Consider the following 18,069-nt stretch of genomic DNA (forward strand, 5'->3'; position numbering starts at 1 on the left):
TACGCCCTTACTTTTTAAATATTAATTCGTGGAATTAGTGGTAAAAAAAATTATTTAACAATCAGTTTTTTAGTCACATTAAATTCATTCGAATTAATATTTACGATATAAATTCCTGAAGATAAATGATGATTAATTTGTCCTGAAGTTGAAAGTTTTTCTGTTAAAACAGTTCTTCCGTTCATGTCTGAAACTGTAATTAAAGCGGTATCGCCATTTTCTAATTCTGGCAATAATATATGAAACTGATTGTCAGTAGATGGATTTGGATAAATACCAATTACTTTTTCAGAACTTAAAATTTCTTCTGTTTTAATAGATTTTCCTGTTCCAACAGTTGTTGGTTCTAATTGCCATTGTGCACTGTACCAGCCATCTTGCGAGTTTCCGTATTGAGCAGAACCTGTTTGGTTTTCAACATGAATAATGTTTCCTGTTTGCCATCTGTTTCTGATTCTAACCCATGTTCCGTCGATATAATCACTAGACCATTGTGCACTCCAAAAAGTAGTATCGGTTACATTAGCCTGAACACTTCCGGTTTGACTTTCGATATTCATTAATTCGCCAGTTGCTACATTTTTAAGTACAAAATAAGTGGCATCGATCGCAATCTTTTGCCATTTGTAATTATTGTTTGCAATAGTTGCTCCGTAACCCACATTTGCTCCGGCATCAGATAAATAAGCGCCAGTCCATCTGTTTTTGATGGTGTAATAATTTCCTGTTGGTGTTGACGCATTTACAGTTACTGTACAAGTTGCCGTTTTAGCTCCATCCTGCGTTGTAACTGTAATTGTTGCAGAACCTGTTGCTATAGCCGTTATTAATCCGGAAGTATTTACAGTTGCAACGGCAGTATTGCTTGAACTATAAGTTACAGTTTTATTCGTTGCTGTTGCAGGTGCAACTGTTGGCGTTACTTGTTGTGTTGCGCCCACTAATAATGTGGCAGTTGTTGGCGACAATGTTACTCCTGTAACCGCTACACCAGTTCCCGGATTAGTATCATACCAAGTCGCATTCATATACCAGCCAGTTTTGTTTCGGTTTAAATCTGCTGATTGACTTGTTCCGTCATTAAAAATTAAATTGGTCGAAGTTACATTGGTAAACGTATAACTGTACCAGCCATTTCCGGCATTGGTCATGTTTACGCCCGGCCACGATGCGTCAACCAAAACTCCGGTTGGTAAAGCACTCCAATAATAAATTTTAATTCCGGTTCCCCAAGTTGATGGTTTGTAGAAATAAACCGTGAAATTAGTATTCGGATTTACAGTAATTGCTGCAATTGCGGTTTTGTTCCCGTCTTGCGTTGTTACTGTGATATTTGCTGTTCCTGCTGAAATTGCTGTAACCAATCCAGATGCATTTACAGTTGCAACTGCTGTATTACTGGAACTCCACGTTACGGTTTTGTTTGTTGCATTTGCAGGCGCAATCGTTGCCGAAAGCTGTTGTGTATTTCCTGCATATAAACTTGCAGAAGTTGGCGAAACACTAACTGAAGCAACAGGAATTGCTGCAACCGTTATGGCAGATGTTGCGGTTTTATTTCCGTCAACAGTTTTAACCGTAATAGTTGTTGTTCCTGCAGAAACCGCTGTAACCAATCCAGATGCATTTACCGTGGCAACCGCTGTGTTGCTTGAAGTCCAGGTTACGTTTTGGTTTGTTGCATTTGCCGGAGCTAATGTTGCATTTAATTGCTGTGTAGATCCTAAACCAACAGTCGCCGTTGTTGGACTAACCGAAACTCCTGTAACGGCTACAGCTGCAACATTTGTATTGGTTAAAACGATATATTGAAAAGCATTAAAAGATTGTATAGCTCCCGAAACCAATGTTACGTTAGCGCCAGTATAGGCATCTTTATAGGTTCCTGCCATTGCTGCCGGAATTACAAATGTTTTACTCGCATTTCTAAGGTTGGTCATTACAATAACTTTCTCTGTTCCTAATGTTTTTGTAAAGGCGCAAATATCATCACTTGCATACGGAGTCATTGTACCACGTCTGATCGCGGCACTGCTATTTCTAAAGTTAAGAATTTTAGCAAATTCCGGTGTAGCAGCTGTATTACTCCAGTTGATTTTTACACTGGTATAAGGCCATGGAATTACCTGATTGAAGGCTACTTCTTGCCCGCTGGTTAAAAAAGGAACTCCTTTCATATAACCCGAAACTAAGAAATTGGCAACTACTCCGGCATTACTTTTAAATACAGTAAAAGGAGCGGTATCGCTATTGTTTTCTGAGTCATGATTTGCGGTCCATCTTACTTCTTGCTGGCTTCCTGTTGCGTAGGTATATTCCATGTCGTTTGTAGTTTGGAATCTTGTAGAAACCGGACCTCCGCCTGCGACATTTTTCAAGGCATCGTAAAACCATTTGTCACCAAAATTCATATCAAATCCGGCTTGAAAATTTTGTAAACGATCTCCTTCGGCAAGCATTAATAAGTTATGGGAAGTGATTCCTCTTAAATTACTGATAATTTCTGTCCAGAAATCGATAGGAGGATTATTAGCAAAGTCACAACGATATCCGTCGATATTTGCTGCAAAAATCCAATAGCGCATGGCATCTTTCATTGCTGCACGAAGTGCCGAATTGTTAAGATCAAGCGCTGCAATATCACTAAAGTTTGCCAGCTGATTAATCGTTGTTCCGGTTCTTTGGTAATATTCCGGATGAGATACCGTCCACGGATGATCCCATGAAGTTCCGTTTACGGCAATATCAAGCATTACCGCCATACCTTTGGCATGCGCTGCATCGACCAGGTTACGCATGTCTGTAAGCGTTCCGTATTCTGAACCTACAGATTTATAATCTTTGATACAATATGGAGAGTTTGAACTCCTTGAATCAGTTCCATAAGGATAAATGGGCATTAAATAAAGCACATTGATTCCAAGTGATTTAATGCGGTCTAAATCAGATGTAACTGCGGCTAAAGTTCCGGATGCACTATGCGGACGAATGTGAACCTGATAAATATTGGCGTCTCTCGGGTCCGGAACTCCTGTATATGGCGTGCCATATTGAGCCGGATCCTGGGCATAAACTGAACTTGCAAATAATAACAGAAAACAGACTATTGTTTTCGTGAAATGAAATAATCTAGTGGTAATTTTGATTTTCATAATTTTTGTTTTTTGCATGCTTGTCAGCATCTTCAACTAAAATTCATTCTCACTCGCATTGTTTTTAAATTTGACAAACATTTTGTGGTTAATAGTTTTCAAGTAGTAAAATTTTTAATCTTTTTTCGTTGAGTATAAGGCATAACAATTTTTATCTAACACATAGAAACATAGATTTTATATCTAAAAAAGAGTTCAAAAAAGAAACAAATTTCTTCACACATAGATAAACTATGTTTGTTTTAATTGAATGAAATGCCTTTTTTTTGAGTTTACAAAATCTATGTTTCTATGTGTTAAAATAATTATGCACAACGAAGCATTATAACTTTTTCAATCCCTTCAATTCTGCGGTGTTTCCTTCTTTGATGCTAATGGCAATACCTCCGCCCGGAGCCAAATACTGTTTTAAAATTGTTTTTGAGGTTACAACAACTTTAGTTACGGTATATTTTTGTGGATTTTTGTTCCAATTGGCTTCTTTTGCATCGGCATAAATTGTGGCGATGAATTTTTTTCCGGCAGGTAAATAATCAAAAGTAATGTTGGCAGTTCTGGCGTTTTCATCGGTAATTCCTCCCACGAACCAGGCGTCTTTTCCTTTTGCTTTACGGGCAATTGTGATGTAATCTCCCGGTTCTGCTTCCAAAATATAACTGTTATCCCAATCTACAGCAACGTCTTTAATGAACTGAAATGCATCTGGAAAACGCTCGTAGTTTCCAGGGATATCAGCTGCCATTTGCAACGGACTGTACATTGTAACATAATACGCCAGTTGTTTTACCAAAGTCGTATTAACACGTTGTGAACTTCCTGTTCCGTAGTATGAAAGATCCGTCTGGAAAATTCCCGGAGTATAATCCATTGGACCGCCCATCAAACGTGTAAATGGCAAAATTGTCGTGTGATCCGGCGCTAATCCTCCCATAGATTCAAACTCCGTTCCACGAGCAGATTCCTGAGCAATCCAGTTGGGAAAAGTTCTGTTTAAACCTGTTGGACGAACGGCTTCGTGACTGTCAATCATGATTTTATAATCGGCGGCACGTTTGGCTACATTAATGTAATGATTCACCATCCATTGTCCGTCATGATGTTCGCCACGCGGAATAATTTTCCCGACATAACCTGTTTTTACAGCATCGTAACCGTTGTCATTCATAAACTGAAAAGCACGATCTAAACGACGCTCATAATTAGTTGCTGATCCTGAAGTTTCGTGGTGCATGATAATTTTTACTCCTTTTGAAGCGGCATATTCATGAACAGCTTTTACATCAAAATCAGGATAAGCGGTTACGTAATCAAAAACTTCTTCTTTCCAGTTTCCAATCCAGTCTTCCCAGCCAATATTCCAACCTTCGATCAGGATGGCATCGAAACCATTTTTAGACGCAAAATCAATATATTCTTTTGCACGTTCTGTTGTGGCTCCGTGTTTTCCATTCGGCGTAAGCTTAGAAAAATCATCGGTCAGTTTTACGTTGTTTTCTTTTCCAAAAGCCCAGGTACTTTTTCCGGCTACGAAATATTCCCACCAAATTCCGATATATTTTACCGGTTTTATCCACGAAACATCTTTATAACTTGTTGGTTCGTTGAGGTTCAAAATTAATTTTGAAGCCAAAATTTCGGTTGCTTTATCGCTGACTACAATGGTTCTCCAAGGCGATTGCGCATCAGTTTGCATATATCCTTTTGCACCCACGGCATCTGGCGCCAAATGACTTCTCATTTTGTTGTTTACAGCATCAACTTCAAGATACATTGCAGGATAATTAATTAAACCTGCTTCGTGAATGTTGATGTATAAACCATCATCAGATTTCATCATGGATGGCGTTTGAACGGATAATTCCTTAATAGGCCATTGCGAATTGATTTCGATAGTCGCTTTTTTCATCAACGAAGGAATTTCAGAAATTTTCGAAGTCGTATACGCATATTCGTTGGTATCATAATCTCCCGGAATCCAGAAAATTTTATGATTTCCAGCCAGATTAAATTCAGAACGTTCTTCTTTAATCACAAAATAATTCAAATCATTTTGCTTTGGAAATTCATATCTAAAACCTAATCCGTCGTTGAATAAACGGAAGCGAATGCGAATGTATCTGTTGTTGTTTTTTGCCTGCGCTAAAGTGACAACCAGTTCGTTGTAATTGTTGCGTATTGTTTTTTCTTCACCTAAAACAGGATTCCAAGTATCATCAACTGTAGATTGTGCTGTATTTGTAACGGTAAAACCATCCAAAAACGAAGGCATATTTTGAAGTTCTAAACCCAAAGAACTTGGTTTTATAACCGCTTTTTGTTTATATGATAATTGGTAAGACGGAACTCCGCCTTCTTTCAATTCAAATTTTAAAGAAAGATTTTTGTTTGGCGAAGTGATTTCCTGCGCCTGAATCCATAAAGAATTGGCACATACAATAAGACACAACGCGATTTTTTTGCCTAAACGATTTTGAAGCAATGATTTGTGGGATTGAAAATTCATGTTATTTAGTTTTTTGCAAAGCTAATTTTTAAAGTTGCTTTTTTATTAGTTTTTCAATACTAAATATTGAAAAGGTTCTAATGTTACTTCGGCATCAACGGTTACACTTGTTCCTGTGAAAGCATCTTTCCACGTTCCTTTTAAGGCAGGCGAAACCAAGTATTTTGCTGTTGAGCTGGTTAAATTTGAAAGTACTAAAACTTTTTCGGTATCGCTTATCATTGTAAAAGCGCTAACTGCATCGCTGCTGTATCCTGTATAAGTTCCTTTTTTAATGGCTTTGCTGGCATTTCTAAAGGCGATAATTTTTTTATACTCGGCAAGTATTTCTGTATCGGCAGTTGTCCAGTCAATAGGCGTGCGTGCGAAATAATTCAATCTTTGCGCATATCCAATTTCCTGACCGTTATAAATCATTGGTACAGATTTTAAATAAGCTGCAACAACAAATGTAGCTACAGATCCTTTTTTGCCTCCAAAAAGTTCAAGTGGTGTTCCTTCTGAAAGATTTACGTCATGATTACTGGTGTATCTTACAATTTTGTTTTCAGGATTATAATTGTTTGCATATTCTGTAGCGTTAGAATCCTGAATTGTTGTGGCGGGTTTACTTTCTTTAAAAACTTTTTCTAATGTGCTGAAGAAATTGAATCCGAAAGTATAATCAAAACCAGAAGTAAAATGATTGACTTTTGAACCTTCGGCGAGCATTAATATTTTTTGATTCTTTTTGATAGCTCTTAATTTCGCGATCGCATCTGACCAAAATGTCTGCGGAACCAAATCGGCATAATCACATCTAAAACCATCTATGTTTGTATTATAAATCCAGTATGACATGGCGTCGATCATAGCATCTTTCATTTCGGTATTATTGAAATCCAGCTGCGCAACATCAGTATAATTGGTTCCGGGAGGAATAATAATTTCTCCTTTTTCATTTTTTTGATACCAGTTTGGATGTTGTGTAATCCATGCATTATCCCATGCGGTATGATTGGCAACCCAGTCAAGAATTACGGCCATATTTTTTTTGTGCGCTTCTTCTACCAAAACCTGAAGATCCTGCAAAGTACCAAAATCAGGATTTACGGCTTTATAATCCTGTACGGCATATGGTGAACCTAATTCGCCTGAGGCTTTTACTTTTCCAACAGGATAAACTGGCATTAAATAGAGCACATTTGCACCCAATTCCTGAATTTGTGTGAGTCGTTCCTGAACTCCTTTTAAGGTTCCTGCCTGACTAAAAGCACGAATGTTAACCTGATAAATTATGGCATCTTCTTTATTTGGCATTTTATCGAAAGAGGTTCCATATTGGGTATAAGGAGAATCTGGAGTTGAATCGCTATCCGATGAACTACACGAAACAAATGCTAACGCAAGCAGTAAGGTATAGACGATGTTTATATTTGATTTCATATGTTTTGAATTTGGTTTAATAAGCAAGAGTTTAAGATAGCCTGCCTTTTGCTCAAAAAAGGCAGGTATCACTCAAACTAATCTAGCGTATTGTTGTGTTAGATTATTTTTTAACGATGGTACAAGTTGCAGTTGCAGGATAACCTGTAGTTGCAGGATCTGTTTCGTTTATAGTATACGTTATTTCGTAAGTTCCTGCTTCATTAATGGTATATGCACCGCCATTGTCTTTATTGATCGTGTTGGTTGATGAATCTGCAGGACCATAGTTTACATCCCAGTTATCGTTTAACCTAAATTTTAAAGCTCCCGGCAATAAATTAGCGGTTACTTTCCAAGTTTTGGTTTGATGATCGTATGACATCGGAATTGAATGATTCCATCCGTAATTAGGATCACTGGCAGTTTGATCTGCAGTTGCAGATGCCGGTCCGACAATTCCCCATGCATAAGGAGCAAAACTCCATTTTGAGGTATTTAAGTTTACTTTAATTTGATAAGAACCTGAACCCGGAAGTGAAAAATCGGTATCGCTCATGTTTTTCAAATCAAAATTAGTGGCACCTGCACCATAAAATTGTGCCCAGTTTCTGGCTATATTGAATTTAAATCCGGGACCAGCACCAACAGGAACGGTCATGTAACCCTGATAAATTCCTTTTTGAATTGCAGTTAATGCAGCGGCAGTTTCGATAGCCCATCCCTGATAACTTCCCGGCATATAAATTTCGCCAAAAACTACGCTTTTTTCATAAGGTGTTATGGTTAATGTGATAAGCTCAGAATAGATTTTTCTGTCCATAACGGCTTCTACACGAACAACTACTTTTCCTGCAACGCCAGGTTCAAGACCTAAGTCTATGGCGATTTTGTTTAAATCTCTGCCAATTAATGCTTTGCTTAAAACATCTTCGCCAACTTCAACTCGTTTGGCTTTTGGCCAGGTATTGGTGCCTCCTGTATCGCCAATTAAATCAAACTGAATAGCATAAGTTACAGGCGCGTCAATAGGAAATGTCACTTTAGGCCAGGACAGAAGTACAGCATTGGCATCAGCATTATCTTCTGTTAATACGATTGTACCGGAAGAAGCGACAAGCTGAGAAGGAAAACTTACTGCTTTTAAGGTTGTTACGTCTGCAGAATCATTTTCGCAGGAAGCACCCAAAAAAAGCAAGCTCCCTAATATGAATAATTTATTTATATATTTTTTCATGATGGTTTGTTTTATTGTGGGTAACCCGGATTTTGTTTTAGCGATGTATTCGCATTTATGGCAGCTGTTGGAATAGGAAACAGTTTTCTAAAAGCAGGAGATTCAGCTCTGAATTCGTTTGCCAATAAAAATTTATTAAAACGAATCATATCCTGTCTTCTGTGTCCTTCCCAGTTTAATTCAAAACCTCTTTCGTCATAAATATTATCCAGTGTTGGATTTGCATCAAGTGCATTAAGTCCTGCACGTTGTCTGATGGCATCAACAAAAGGTTTTGCTGCTCCGGGATTTCCTAAACGAACATTGCACTCGGCCATCATTAAAACGACATCAGCATATCTGTAAATTGGAAAATCGTTAGACGCTCCGCCTCCTGTATTTGTACCTGCCGGATAAAATTTTACATCACGAACCCCGGCTTGCGGATCTGCTCCCGGAAAATCTATAGACTGAACATCTAATGTATAATTAACTCCTCCTGGCTGAGGACCTGCTAAAAACTGTTTTTTGCGAATGTCATTGTCAGCATATTTCAGGTAAAATTCTTTAGGAACAATAGTCCCATTCCAACCGCTATAATTAAGTCCGGTAATACCATGAGCTCCATAAAGGCTTCTCACGGCGTAAACATTACGTGATAAAACATCAATCGTTGCATAAATAGATAAAATAGTTTCATCCTGAGGTGAAACATCACCAAATAGTTCGAAGTATTTATTGCCAAGTGGATTAGTCGCATCAGCAGCACTGGAGTGAAGTGAAAATCCGCCCTCGCTTACTTTATTACAAGCTGCTAAACATTCAGTCCATTTTGCTTCGCCTGTATAAACTTCGGCATTAAGATATACTTTTGCCAATACGGTATAAGCTGCCCATTTGTTGAATCTTCCGTAATATTCTCCACCTTTGGTATTCGAAAGTAATTCGGCATTATCGGTCAGTTCTTTTACAATAAAAGTATAGACTTCTTTACGGCTTGCTTGTGGAATTTTATCTGAAGGAGTATCATTGTCTGTATAAAAAGGAACATTTCCAAAATCATCAATCAACAAATAATAGAAAAAAGCACGTGTTACCTTAGCTTCGGCAATTTTAGAAGGATCTGCATGTGATTTTTCTAATAGGGAGATTGCTAAATTGGCTTTAAAAATACATCTGTACAGCCAGTTCCAGGTATTGTTGATAATACCTTCGCTTGGTAACCAGCCGTGTTTATGGAAACGTGCAAAATCCTGTTGCCAGTTACCGTCATTTCTATGCGGAATAACCTGTTCGTCTGATGACATACAGTTCATATCATACCAGCCATTATCTGCTCCTGCATAACCAACACCAACATAACCATCTCTGGTAAATTCTCCCGGAATTTGGGCATAAATGCTTGCCAGCAAACTATTGGTTCCTTCGGGCGTTGCATAAAACTCATCTTCAGGATATTGATCGTATACTGTTTCACTAACATCAGTACAGCTAATCAGGGCAAGGAAGCAAATACTTCCTGCCAATACTATATTTTTAATTTTCATCTCTTTTACTATTTAAATTTTACAGTTAAACCAAATGCAATACTTCTGGTGCGGGGATAAATTCCTTTGTCACCACCAAAGTTGTCTGCAGGGTTACCACTTCCACTTATATTTAATTCCGGATCCATACCTGTATAATTAGTAATCAGCCATAAATTATTTCCTGTAAGAGAAAGTCGAATCGAATCAATATATTTATCAGTAAAACGGAAGCTGTATCCCGCTGTAATATTATCTAATCGGATGAAAGAACCGTCTTCTAACCATAAATCAGAAGCGTATGTAGAAGTAACAATTCCTTTGTCGACAGCACTTTCCAAAACATTAGATTTACCAACGTTTTCCAGCATGCTTAGCCTTTGATTAAGGGCATTGTAGATTTTATTTCCTCCGGAACCTCTCCACAACATAGAAACATCAAAATCTTTGTATTTGTAAGATGGATTAAAAGCAAATGTATACGTTGGTAAAGCTGAACCTGCATAATAACGATCAGGGCTGTCAGCACTTTGATTGATTTCGCCTCCGCTTCCATCACGATCTGCTACGGTTTCCGCCTTATTGCCGTCTACGCCTGTAGATTGCAGAATATAAAATGCTCCCACTGGTTTTCCTTTTACCAAATAAGAGTTTGCAGCTCCCCAGCCTACGTAAGCAGTAGTTAAAGCTTCGCCATTATAACTTCCGCTTAAATTTAGGACTTCGTTTTTCATAAAGGAAACATTTCCCGCTAGTGTAAGTGTGCTGTTTTCAGTTCGGATTACATCATAAGCCAAAGAAATTTCTAAACCTTTATTTGAAATACTTCCCACATTCGCTTTTAGAGAATTATAGTCGTTGCTAACCTGAGATAATGTATAATCAAATAATAAATCATCTGTTCTGGAATCGTAAACGTCTACAGTACCTCTTAATCGATTGTCGAAAAGTGCAAAGTCAAGACCAATATTGGTTTGCTTTTTGGTTTCCCACTTCAAATCAGGATTATCATTTTGTTTTGTACCGTAATTCGTGATTTGCTGTCCGCCAAAATAAGTCAATCCGCGTTCGCCTATTAAAGCAATAGAATTTTGAGGAAGAAGACCTTGCTGATTTCCTGTTACACCATACCCTACACGCAATTTCAGTTCATTAAATAAATTTTTGGTTCCCATAAAAGGCTCCTTGTTTATTTGCCATGCTACTGATGCAGATGGAAAATCTCCCCATTTGTTATTTGCTCCAAATACTGATGCTCCATCTCGTCTGAAACTTCCTGTAAATAAATAACGATTAAGCAAGGAGTAATTAACGCGGCCTAGAAAAGACACTAATGTTCTGTCATTTTTATAGGATGACATATCGCCGGGTGAAACTTTTGAAAGATCACCAAACTGAAGCGCATTGTAAGTTGTTTTATCACTGATAAAGCCTTTTACCTGTGCATAATTTCCCTGATACGTTTGATTTTGCCATTCGTACAATGCCAGTGCATTTATGTTATGAACACCAAATGTTCCTTTGTAGGTAAGACTGGCATTCGTCAATCTTTCATTTTGTTTTTTGTTTCTAATGTTTGCGTATCCTTTTTGATCGATTGCATAAGCATTTGTTGATGCAGCAGGAAGATAATAACCATACATTTCGTTGGTTTTTCTCCAGCTTCCAAACCAGCTGGCTGTTAATCCTTTTGCCAGATCAAGATCAGCTTTCAGGCTTCCAAATAAATTATCTTCTTGTTTTTCATTCGTAACTGTTTGAGCAGCTGCATAAGGATTTAAATATTGAAACACATTAGGATCTGTAAAATAACTTCCATCAGGATTTAAAACAGGATCTGTTGGTCTCATTAAATAAGCATTTGTAATCAAATTAGACATATAGGCCGCTGTTCCGATGTCTCCAATGGTATTATTTCCATTAATAATACCATTCGTTAAATTAAAAGTCAGTTTTAATTTATCGTCAAGACCCATTTGAGTTGCCTGAATACGACCAATGTATTTTTTATTACTGGAGTTAATTACGACACCATCTTGTAAAATGGCCGTTACAGAAGCTCTGTAGTTAAATTTATCAGTTCCTCCGCCAAATGCTAAAGTATGTGTTTGTGTTAATCCGGTTTGAGTTAAAAGACCATACCAGTTTGTATCTGAACCATGATTTGATGAAGCCGGCACGCCTAAAGACTGCGCTGTTTTCCACCATTGGTCAGCACCCAGCATATCTAGTTTTTTAGGGATAAAATCTAATGATGATGAACCAATATATTCTATAGTTGTTTTTCCTGCTTTATTCTTTTTTGTGGTTACAATGATTACACCTGGCGCTCCTCTTGAACCATAAACGGCTGTAGCCGAAGCATCTTTTAAAACATCAATAGTTTCTATCTCACTTGGCGGAACCTGGTTTAATAAATCCATGTTTCCCTGAATTCCATCAACCACCACCAAAGGATCATTTCCTCCAATTAAAGAAGAAATACCACGAATACGAACACTTGGTCCTGAACCCGGTTCACTGCCAATTTGCGTAATATTTACACCGGCAGCTTTTCCGGCAATCAATTGTAATGGATTTACAATTGATCCCTGATTCATGTCTTTTGCAGCTATTGAAGAAACTGCTCCCGTAACATCTTTTTTAGCTACAGCGCCGTAACCAACTACAACAATTTCCTGCAAATTTGTAGCATCAGGAAAAAGCTGAATATTGATATTAGCCTGGGTAGCCGTTACTTTTTTTTCTTTATATCCTATAAAAGTTACAACAATTACAGAAGCGCTGCTTTCAACAGTAATTTTATATTTTCCGTCAAAATCAGTTACCATTCCGTTTTTAGTTCCTTCCTCAATAACCGAAGCTCCCGGCAAAGGCAAACCATTTTCATCCGTAATAATTCCGGAAACAGTTTGTTTTTCATATTGAATATTTTCGGTTCTTAATTCCGGTTTTTTTAAGATAATTTGAGTATCGCGAACTTTAAATTCTGTTGGAGTTCCTTTAAAAAGTTTGTCTAAAACAATATTTATTGGCTGATCTTTTACAGAAATAGAAATTACGCGGTCAAGATCGATATCATTCAGTTTGTAAATAAACCTGAAATCTGTTTTTTGTTCAATGGTCTCAATAACCTTTTCGATTGTTGAATTGTTTAATTCAAGGGTTACTTTTGTTTTTTGGGCATAAGTATTTCCTCTAATATTAAACATGGCGACCAAAATAAGTAATGTTGTTAGTTTCAATTTTAGGTCATTTTGGAACACTCGGTATAAAAACCCAGTATTCTTTGATTTTTTTTTCATAATTTTGTTAATTGATTGTAGTTAATTCGTTATATTCAATCACTTAGTAAATCGGAAATTGTTCGCAGCTCTTTCCGATTTTTTTATTCCTGTAATTTTAATGTTTCATAAATTGTCATGTTTTTAGTGGTTATTTAATTAGTATTTGATTGTTTTTTATCGTGTAATTAATGCCATGAATGTCATTAAAATAACTCATTACATTTTCTATAGATTCTTCTTTAAAACTTGCATTGAATTTTTCGTTCGCCAGTTTTTCATTTTTATTGATGATTGTAACATTATAACGTCTTTCGAGTTTTGTAATAATATTTTTAAAAGTCATATTTCTAAAAGTCAGACCACCGTTTATCCATGAAGTATAAATATCTGTAATAACAGGTTTGGTGATAATTGTGGCATTTTCTTTATTGAAACTTCCTTTGTAACCCGGTTTTAAAATCGTGTTTTTGTCAGCATTAAATTCTTCGCTGGTATTATACATTCCTACAGAACCTTCAACCAAAACAACATCTGTTGTAGCATCTTCAGGATAATTAGAAACATTAAAATGAGTTCCTAAAACGCGTACATTCAAATTATCAGAATTGACAATAAAAGGGTGTTTTTTGTCTTTGGCAACATCAAAAAAAGCTTCACCATCAAGAAAAACCTGTCTGTTTTCGCCCGCAATAAATTTTATCGGATATTTTAGAGTTGTTCCTGAATTCAGGTGAACAAGAGTTCCGTCTGATAATTGCAATTGGAATTTTTTACCGTACGGAATTTTGATGGTGTTGTAGGATACTTTCTCTAAATTGGAATTGTTTTCATAAACCAATTTGTTTCCGTTCTGATTTCCAACAACATTTCCTTTCGAATCTAAAACCTGAACCGAATTGTCTTCATGAATTATCTGAACTTTTCCATCTTCTAACTGCAAAACAATATCAGTACTTTTAAAATCGAATTTTGGCTGAACTATTTCATTTTGGACATTTTGTTTGTAGAAAAATCCAATTCCCAATAAAACAACAACCGAAGCAGCAATTGCAATGTATTTTCTGAAATTTGATTTTTTAGCAGAAATAGGGATAACGGTTTCATTTTCTTTTGTTGAAGTCAAAATGTTCATAAAAATGTCATCTGCAGTTTGCGGATTCATCTTAGGCATTTCGCCCAAAAGATTTTGAATATCTTCGACAGAAGGAAAATCATCTGTGAGTTTATTTTTTTTGTAATAGGCAATTACCTCGTTCGTTTCTTCGGGCGTACATTGGTTCAAAACAAACTTTTGTAATAGATTTTTTATTTCAGAATTTGAATTCATTAGGAATGATTTTATGTCTGGGTTTTATATAATACAGTTGAAAAGACTTTGAGTACTACTCAAACGTTGTAAATTTTTAAACTTTAACATTTTTGAGACAAGGAAATACTTGTGAAGTGTTGATTTTGCTGTCGTTTTTAATGAAAAATATTTTTAATTTTTTTTTATTATTGGGTCATTTTTTTGTCATTCTCGTTTTGTCATTTCGAGCGAAGGGAGAAATCACACAAGAAACCCGGCAAAGATTGTCTTTGCGAGGAACGAAGCAATCTCATTTGCTGAATCAATAATGACTCTCGTTAGTGAAGTTGCTTCGTTCCTCGCAATGACAAAACCGTTGTGGTTAAAACAAAAAAAATCACTCAAAAAGAGTGATTTAATTGGTTTAGGGTATTTTGGTTTAGATAATTTCGTCATGAACTTGAAAAAAGACCCGCATCGATTCTAATGCTTTGCTCATTTGGTTCCTGACTGTATTTATAGAGATGCCGAGTTCCTGACTTATTTCTTCGTAACTCATGCCTTTCTTTCGTGACATTTTAAAAATTTGCTTTCGCTTGGGCGGTAATTGCTTCATGGCTTCTTTTCGAAGTTTTTTGCAATCGGCTTCGCGAATAGCATAATCTCCATATTCATGTGATTTCTGACTTCCATAAAAAATTTCTTCTTTTAGCAGCGCTTCATTTGCTGCTTTATTTAAGAAGTTAAAAGCCTGATTTCGTGCAATTGTAAAAATATAGGCTTTAAAAGATTGTTCCAGATTTAAGTTCTCGCGGTTTTGCCAGACTTTCATAAACACATCCTGAACGTTTTCTTCGGCAGCTTCTTTTGATCTTAAAATACTAATACTGTACCCATAGATATCCTGATAGTATAAATCAAAAAGAGTACGAAAAGCTTTTTCGTTGCCATTTTTGAGTTCACTCACCAATAATTTTTCGCTATGGTTATTTGCTTCTAACATTAATTTAATTAGTCTTTAATTAAATCTAATTATATTATGATACTATCAAAATGTCTTGTCTGATATACTGACGGGTTAACAAATATATAAAAATATTATTCTCAATAAATGTTATTTAAAAAAACTTAATTCTGAATATTTTAATAGTTTTTATGAAAACATGCCGTTAAGTAATTCTTAAAGTGCTTTTTATCAGCTTAATAGGTTTTTAAGCTATATTTTATAAATTAATTATAATCAAGGATATTTATTGAGAATATTCTTATTTTGAATTAAAATAAATGTTAATTTGCTAATGGATAAACCAAAAAAAATCCTACTATCTTTATTTTAGAAAGATAATAGGATGTTATATAATGAATGAATCTTTTTGAAGATTGATTAAGTTTTGACTTAGTTTTTCAGGTCTTTAATAACTTTAAAAGCAACATCAACCTGATCTTCACCAACTAAAATAGTGAATTCATTTGAAGTCGAAATTACTTCGTTTATAATAATTCCTTCCCAAGCTAAACGCTGGAAAATGAAATAGTAAATACCCGGAACGACGATGTTTTCTTTTGGTAATTTTACGGTTATAGAAGCAAGATTATCTAATTTCTGAATTAGTTTTTCACGCATAAAATGTTTTTCAACCAAATGATTTACACTGCTACTAACCACGATGTTAGTTTCATTTACACCACGAGATGAGGTATAAAAAATATCAGATAAAACATTAATATCAGAAATTAAATCGGCTTGTTTGTTCAATACGGTTTCTGAAGCAGCAAATGTGTAATCTGTTAATTCAGAACGAACTGTAATCTCACCAATATTCTTAATTACCTTATTAATTTTATGGTTCAATTTAAAATCTAATTCTTCTGTGAGTCGTTTTAGCGACATTACAACAGCGCCTTGTTTTACTTCCTTACCAAATTCACTTTCCAATTCGGTCATAATGTTCCGGGAAAGAGAAGTTAAGTTGATAATTCCGAGCGATAACGCATTTAATAAAAAGGGTTTTGTCTTGATGTAATTTTCTACAATTGAAGAAACGGTTTTCATAATTCTTTTTTTTTTGTAACTTAATTGGGTTGGTTTAGTTGAATAGTTGTTATAAAACTTTGCAAATATAAATAAAAAAACAATTTGTTACAAATATAACAATAAAAAATTATGTTAAAAATGATAAAATGCGTCGGTAAGATGTTCAATAGCAAATGATTCTCCGTTTTTCTGGATAGCCATAATGTCAAATCTAATATTTATATCATCACAAAAATCCTTTTCCCTATAGTTTATGTAGGCATTTACTGCTTTTATAAGAAGTTTGATCTTTTTTGCCTTCACAAAATCTTGTGGTAAACCAAAATCTGTGCTAGATCTTGTTTTTACTTCAATTACAGCTAAAATATTTTCTTTTTGCGCAATAATGTCTATTTCGGCTTTCTTAAAAGTCCAGTTTCTATCCAGAATTTCATATCCGTTTTGAAGCAGATATTCTACAGCAAGTTCTTCTCCTTTTTTTCCGAGTTCGTTGTGTTCAGCCATTTTTTAATTGTGAGTTGTGAATTGTGAATTGTGAATTTTTTATGCTGTAAATGATAATTGTACGCAAAGACGCGAAGTTGCAAAGAATTGAATCAAACTTTGCGACTTCGCGTCTTGCGAGATTAGGATATGTGGTATTTAAAATTCCTTAGTTTAAGAAACTTCTGAGATAATATTATTTTTGAAATGAAACAGTACTTCCGGATGCATTCACATCAATTGTAACTGTGCTTCCCATAATTAAAGCTCTGTTGTCCTGAATATGTCCGGCAGGAAAATTAAAAATTACAGGAATATTGTATTTTTTGGTAACATCATCAACAATTTCAACTGCATTTTTTCCCCAAGGCACCTCATTATCTTTCATTTTCGTCATGGCACCAACCACAATTCCTTTTAAGTTTTCGATGCATCCGTTTCGACGCAAATTCATCATCATACGATCAATATGATATAAATATTCGTCTAAATCTTCGATAAATAAAATTTTATCCTTGCAGTCTATCGCTGATTGTGAACCTAATAAACTGTATAAAATAGATAGATTTCCACCAACTAATTCGCCTGTTGCAGTTCCAAAACGATTCATTTTATCCGGACCAACAGTATATGAAAGAGGTTCGCCAAACAAACTCGATTTCATAGAACTAATAGCCGCCGGAGTTGCACGCGGAATCGTTACCGGCATTACACCATGAATCGATTTATAACCCATTGTATTTAAATGATTGTGCAAAACAGTAACGTCGCTAAAACCAATAATCCATTTTGGATGTTGTTTGAATTTGGTAAAATCTAAAAGATCAATCATTCTAACGGTTCCGTAACCACCTCGAACACACCAAATTGCTTTAATATTAGGGTTGTCTAATTGTTTCTGAAAATCGGCAGCGCGTTGTTCGTCTGTTCCTGCCAATTGATTAAAATCAAGTCCAATTGTAGTTCCAACAACGGCTTCTAAACCCCAACTGTGCAATAAATCGATTGTTGGTTTTAGATTATCATCGATGTTTTTTCTGGCAGTTGCCAAAATTGCTACGGTATCTCCTTTTTGTAAATAAGGTGGTGTTATCATGTTTTGTTGGGATTGACAGGTGAATGATTGAAAAGCAAAAATAAGAAATACGAATTTATAGCAAGCAAAGTGTTTCTTC

The 18,069-nt window shown here is 35.7% G+C and carries 11 protein-coding genes; all 11 read right to left on the reverse strand.

All coding sequences use genetic code 11. From position 1 onward, the window contains the following. Positions 1 to 50: 50 nt before the first annotated feature. The 11 genes from OLM54_RS17460 to OLM54_RS17510 all read right to left on the reverse strand — a co-directional run bounded on the left by OLM54_RS17460 (position 51) and on the right by OLM54_RS17510 (position 17,990). Positions 51 to 3,152, reverse strand: a complete 3,102-nt coding sequence (locus OLM54_RS17460; RefSeq protein WP_264535844.1) for an Ig-like domain-containing protein — start codon at positions 3,150 to 3,152, stop codon at positions 51 to 53. A gap of 322 nt (positions 3,153 to 3,474) precedes the next feature. Next, positions 3,475 to 5,655 carry a glycoside hydrolase family 97 protein gene (locus OLM54_RS17465; protein WP_264535845.1) on the reverse strand — a complete coding sequence of 727 codons (2,181 nt, stop codon included), beginning with the start codon at positions 5,653 to 5,655 and terminating at the stop codon, positions 3,475 to 3,477. A gap of 45 nt (positions 5,656 to 5,700) precedes the next feature. Continuing rightward, a complete protein-coding gene (locus OLM54_RS17470) occupies positions 5,701 to 7,080 on the reverse strand; it encodes an alpha-amylase family glycosyl hydrolase (RefSeq protein ID WP_264535846.1) in 1,380 nt (459 codons plus the stop codon). A 103-nt stretch (positions 7,081 to 7,183) separates the two neighbouring features. Then, a complete protein-coding gene (locus OLM54_RS17475) occupies positions 7,184 to 8,296 on the reverse strand; it encodes a SusE domain-containing protein (RefSeq protein ID WP_264535847.1) in 1,113 nt (370 codons plus the stop codon). A gap of 11 nt (positions 8,297 to 8,307) precedes the next feature. Continuing rightward, a complete protein-coding gene (locus OLM54_RS17480) occupies positions 8,308 to 9,822 on the reverse strand; it encodes a RagB/SusD family nutrient uptake outer membrane protein (RefSeq protein ID WP_264535848.1) in 1,515 nt (504 codons plus the stop codon). 8 nt (positions 9,823 to 9,830) lie between these two features. After that, the gene (locus OLM54_RS17485) at positions 9,831 to 13,046 is read right to left on the reverse strand and encodes a TonB-dependent receptor (protein ID WP_264535849.1); all 3,216 of its coding nucleotides are present in this window, start codon (positions 13,044 to 13,046) and stop codon (positions 9,831 to 9,833) included. Positions 13,047 to 13,236: 190 nt separating this feature from the next. Beyond that, the gene (locus tag OLM54_RS17490) at positions 13,237 to 14,415 is read right to left on the reverse strand and encodes a FecR family protein (RefSeq protein WP_264535850.1); all 1,179 of its coding nucleotides are present in this window, start codon (positions 14,413 to 14,415) and stop codon (positions 13,237 to 13,239) included. A 400-nt stretch (positions 14,416 to 14,815) separates the two neighbouring features. After that, entirely contained in the window at positions 14,816 to 15,379 is a 564-nt protein-coding gene (locus OLM54_RS17495; protein WP_264535851.1) for an RNA polymerase sigma factor, read from the reverse strand. Between the two features lie 393 nt (positions 15,380 to 15,772). Then, the gene (locus tag OLM54_RS17500) at positions 15,773 to 16,429 is read right to left on the reverse strand and encodes an aspartate kinase (RefSeq protein ID WP_042564741.1); all 657 of its coding nucleotides are present in this window, start codon (positions 16,427 to 16,429) and stop codon (positions 15,773 to 15,775) included. A gap of 114 nt (positions 16,430 to 16,543) precedes the next feature. Beyond that, on the reverse strand, positions 16,544 to 16,915 hold the full coding sequence (locus OLM54_RS17505; protein WP_264535852.1) for a YraN family protein: 372 nt from the start codon (positions 16,913 to 16,915) through the stop codon (positions 16,544 to 16,546). A gap of 175 nt (positions 16,916 to 17,090) precedes the next feature. Beyond that, positions 17,091 to 17,990 carry a S66 peptidase family protein gene (locus OLM54_RS17510; protein WP_264535853.1) on the reverse strand — a complete coding sequence of 300 codons (900 nt, stop codon included), beginning with the start codon at positions 17,988 to 17,990 and terminating at the stop codon, positions 17,091 to 17,093. Positions 17,991 to 18,069: the final 79 nt, after the last annotated feature.

This window comes from Flavobacterium sp. N1736 (genome assembly GCF_025947065.1).
Taxonomy (GTDB): Bacteria; Bacteroidota; Bacteroidia; order Flavobacteriales; family Flavobacteriaceae; genus Flavobacterium.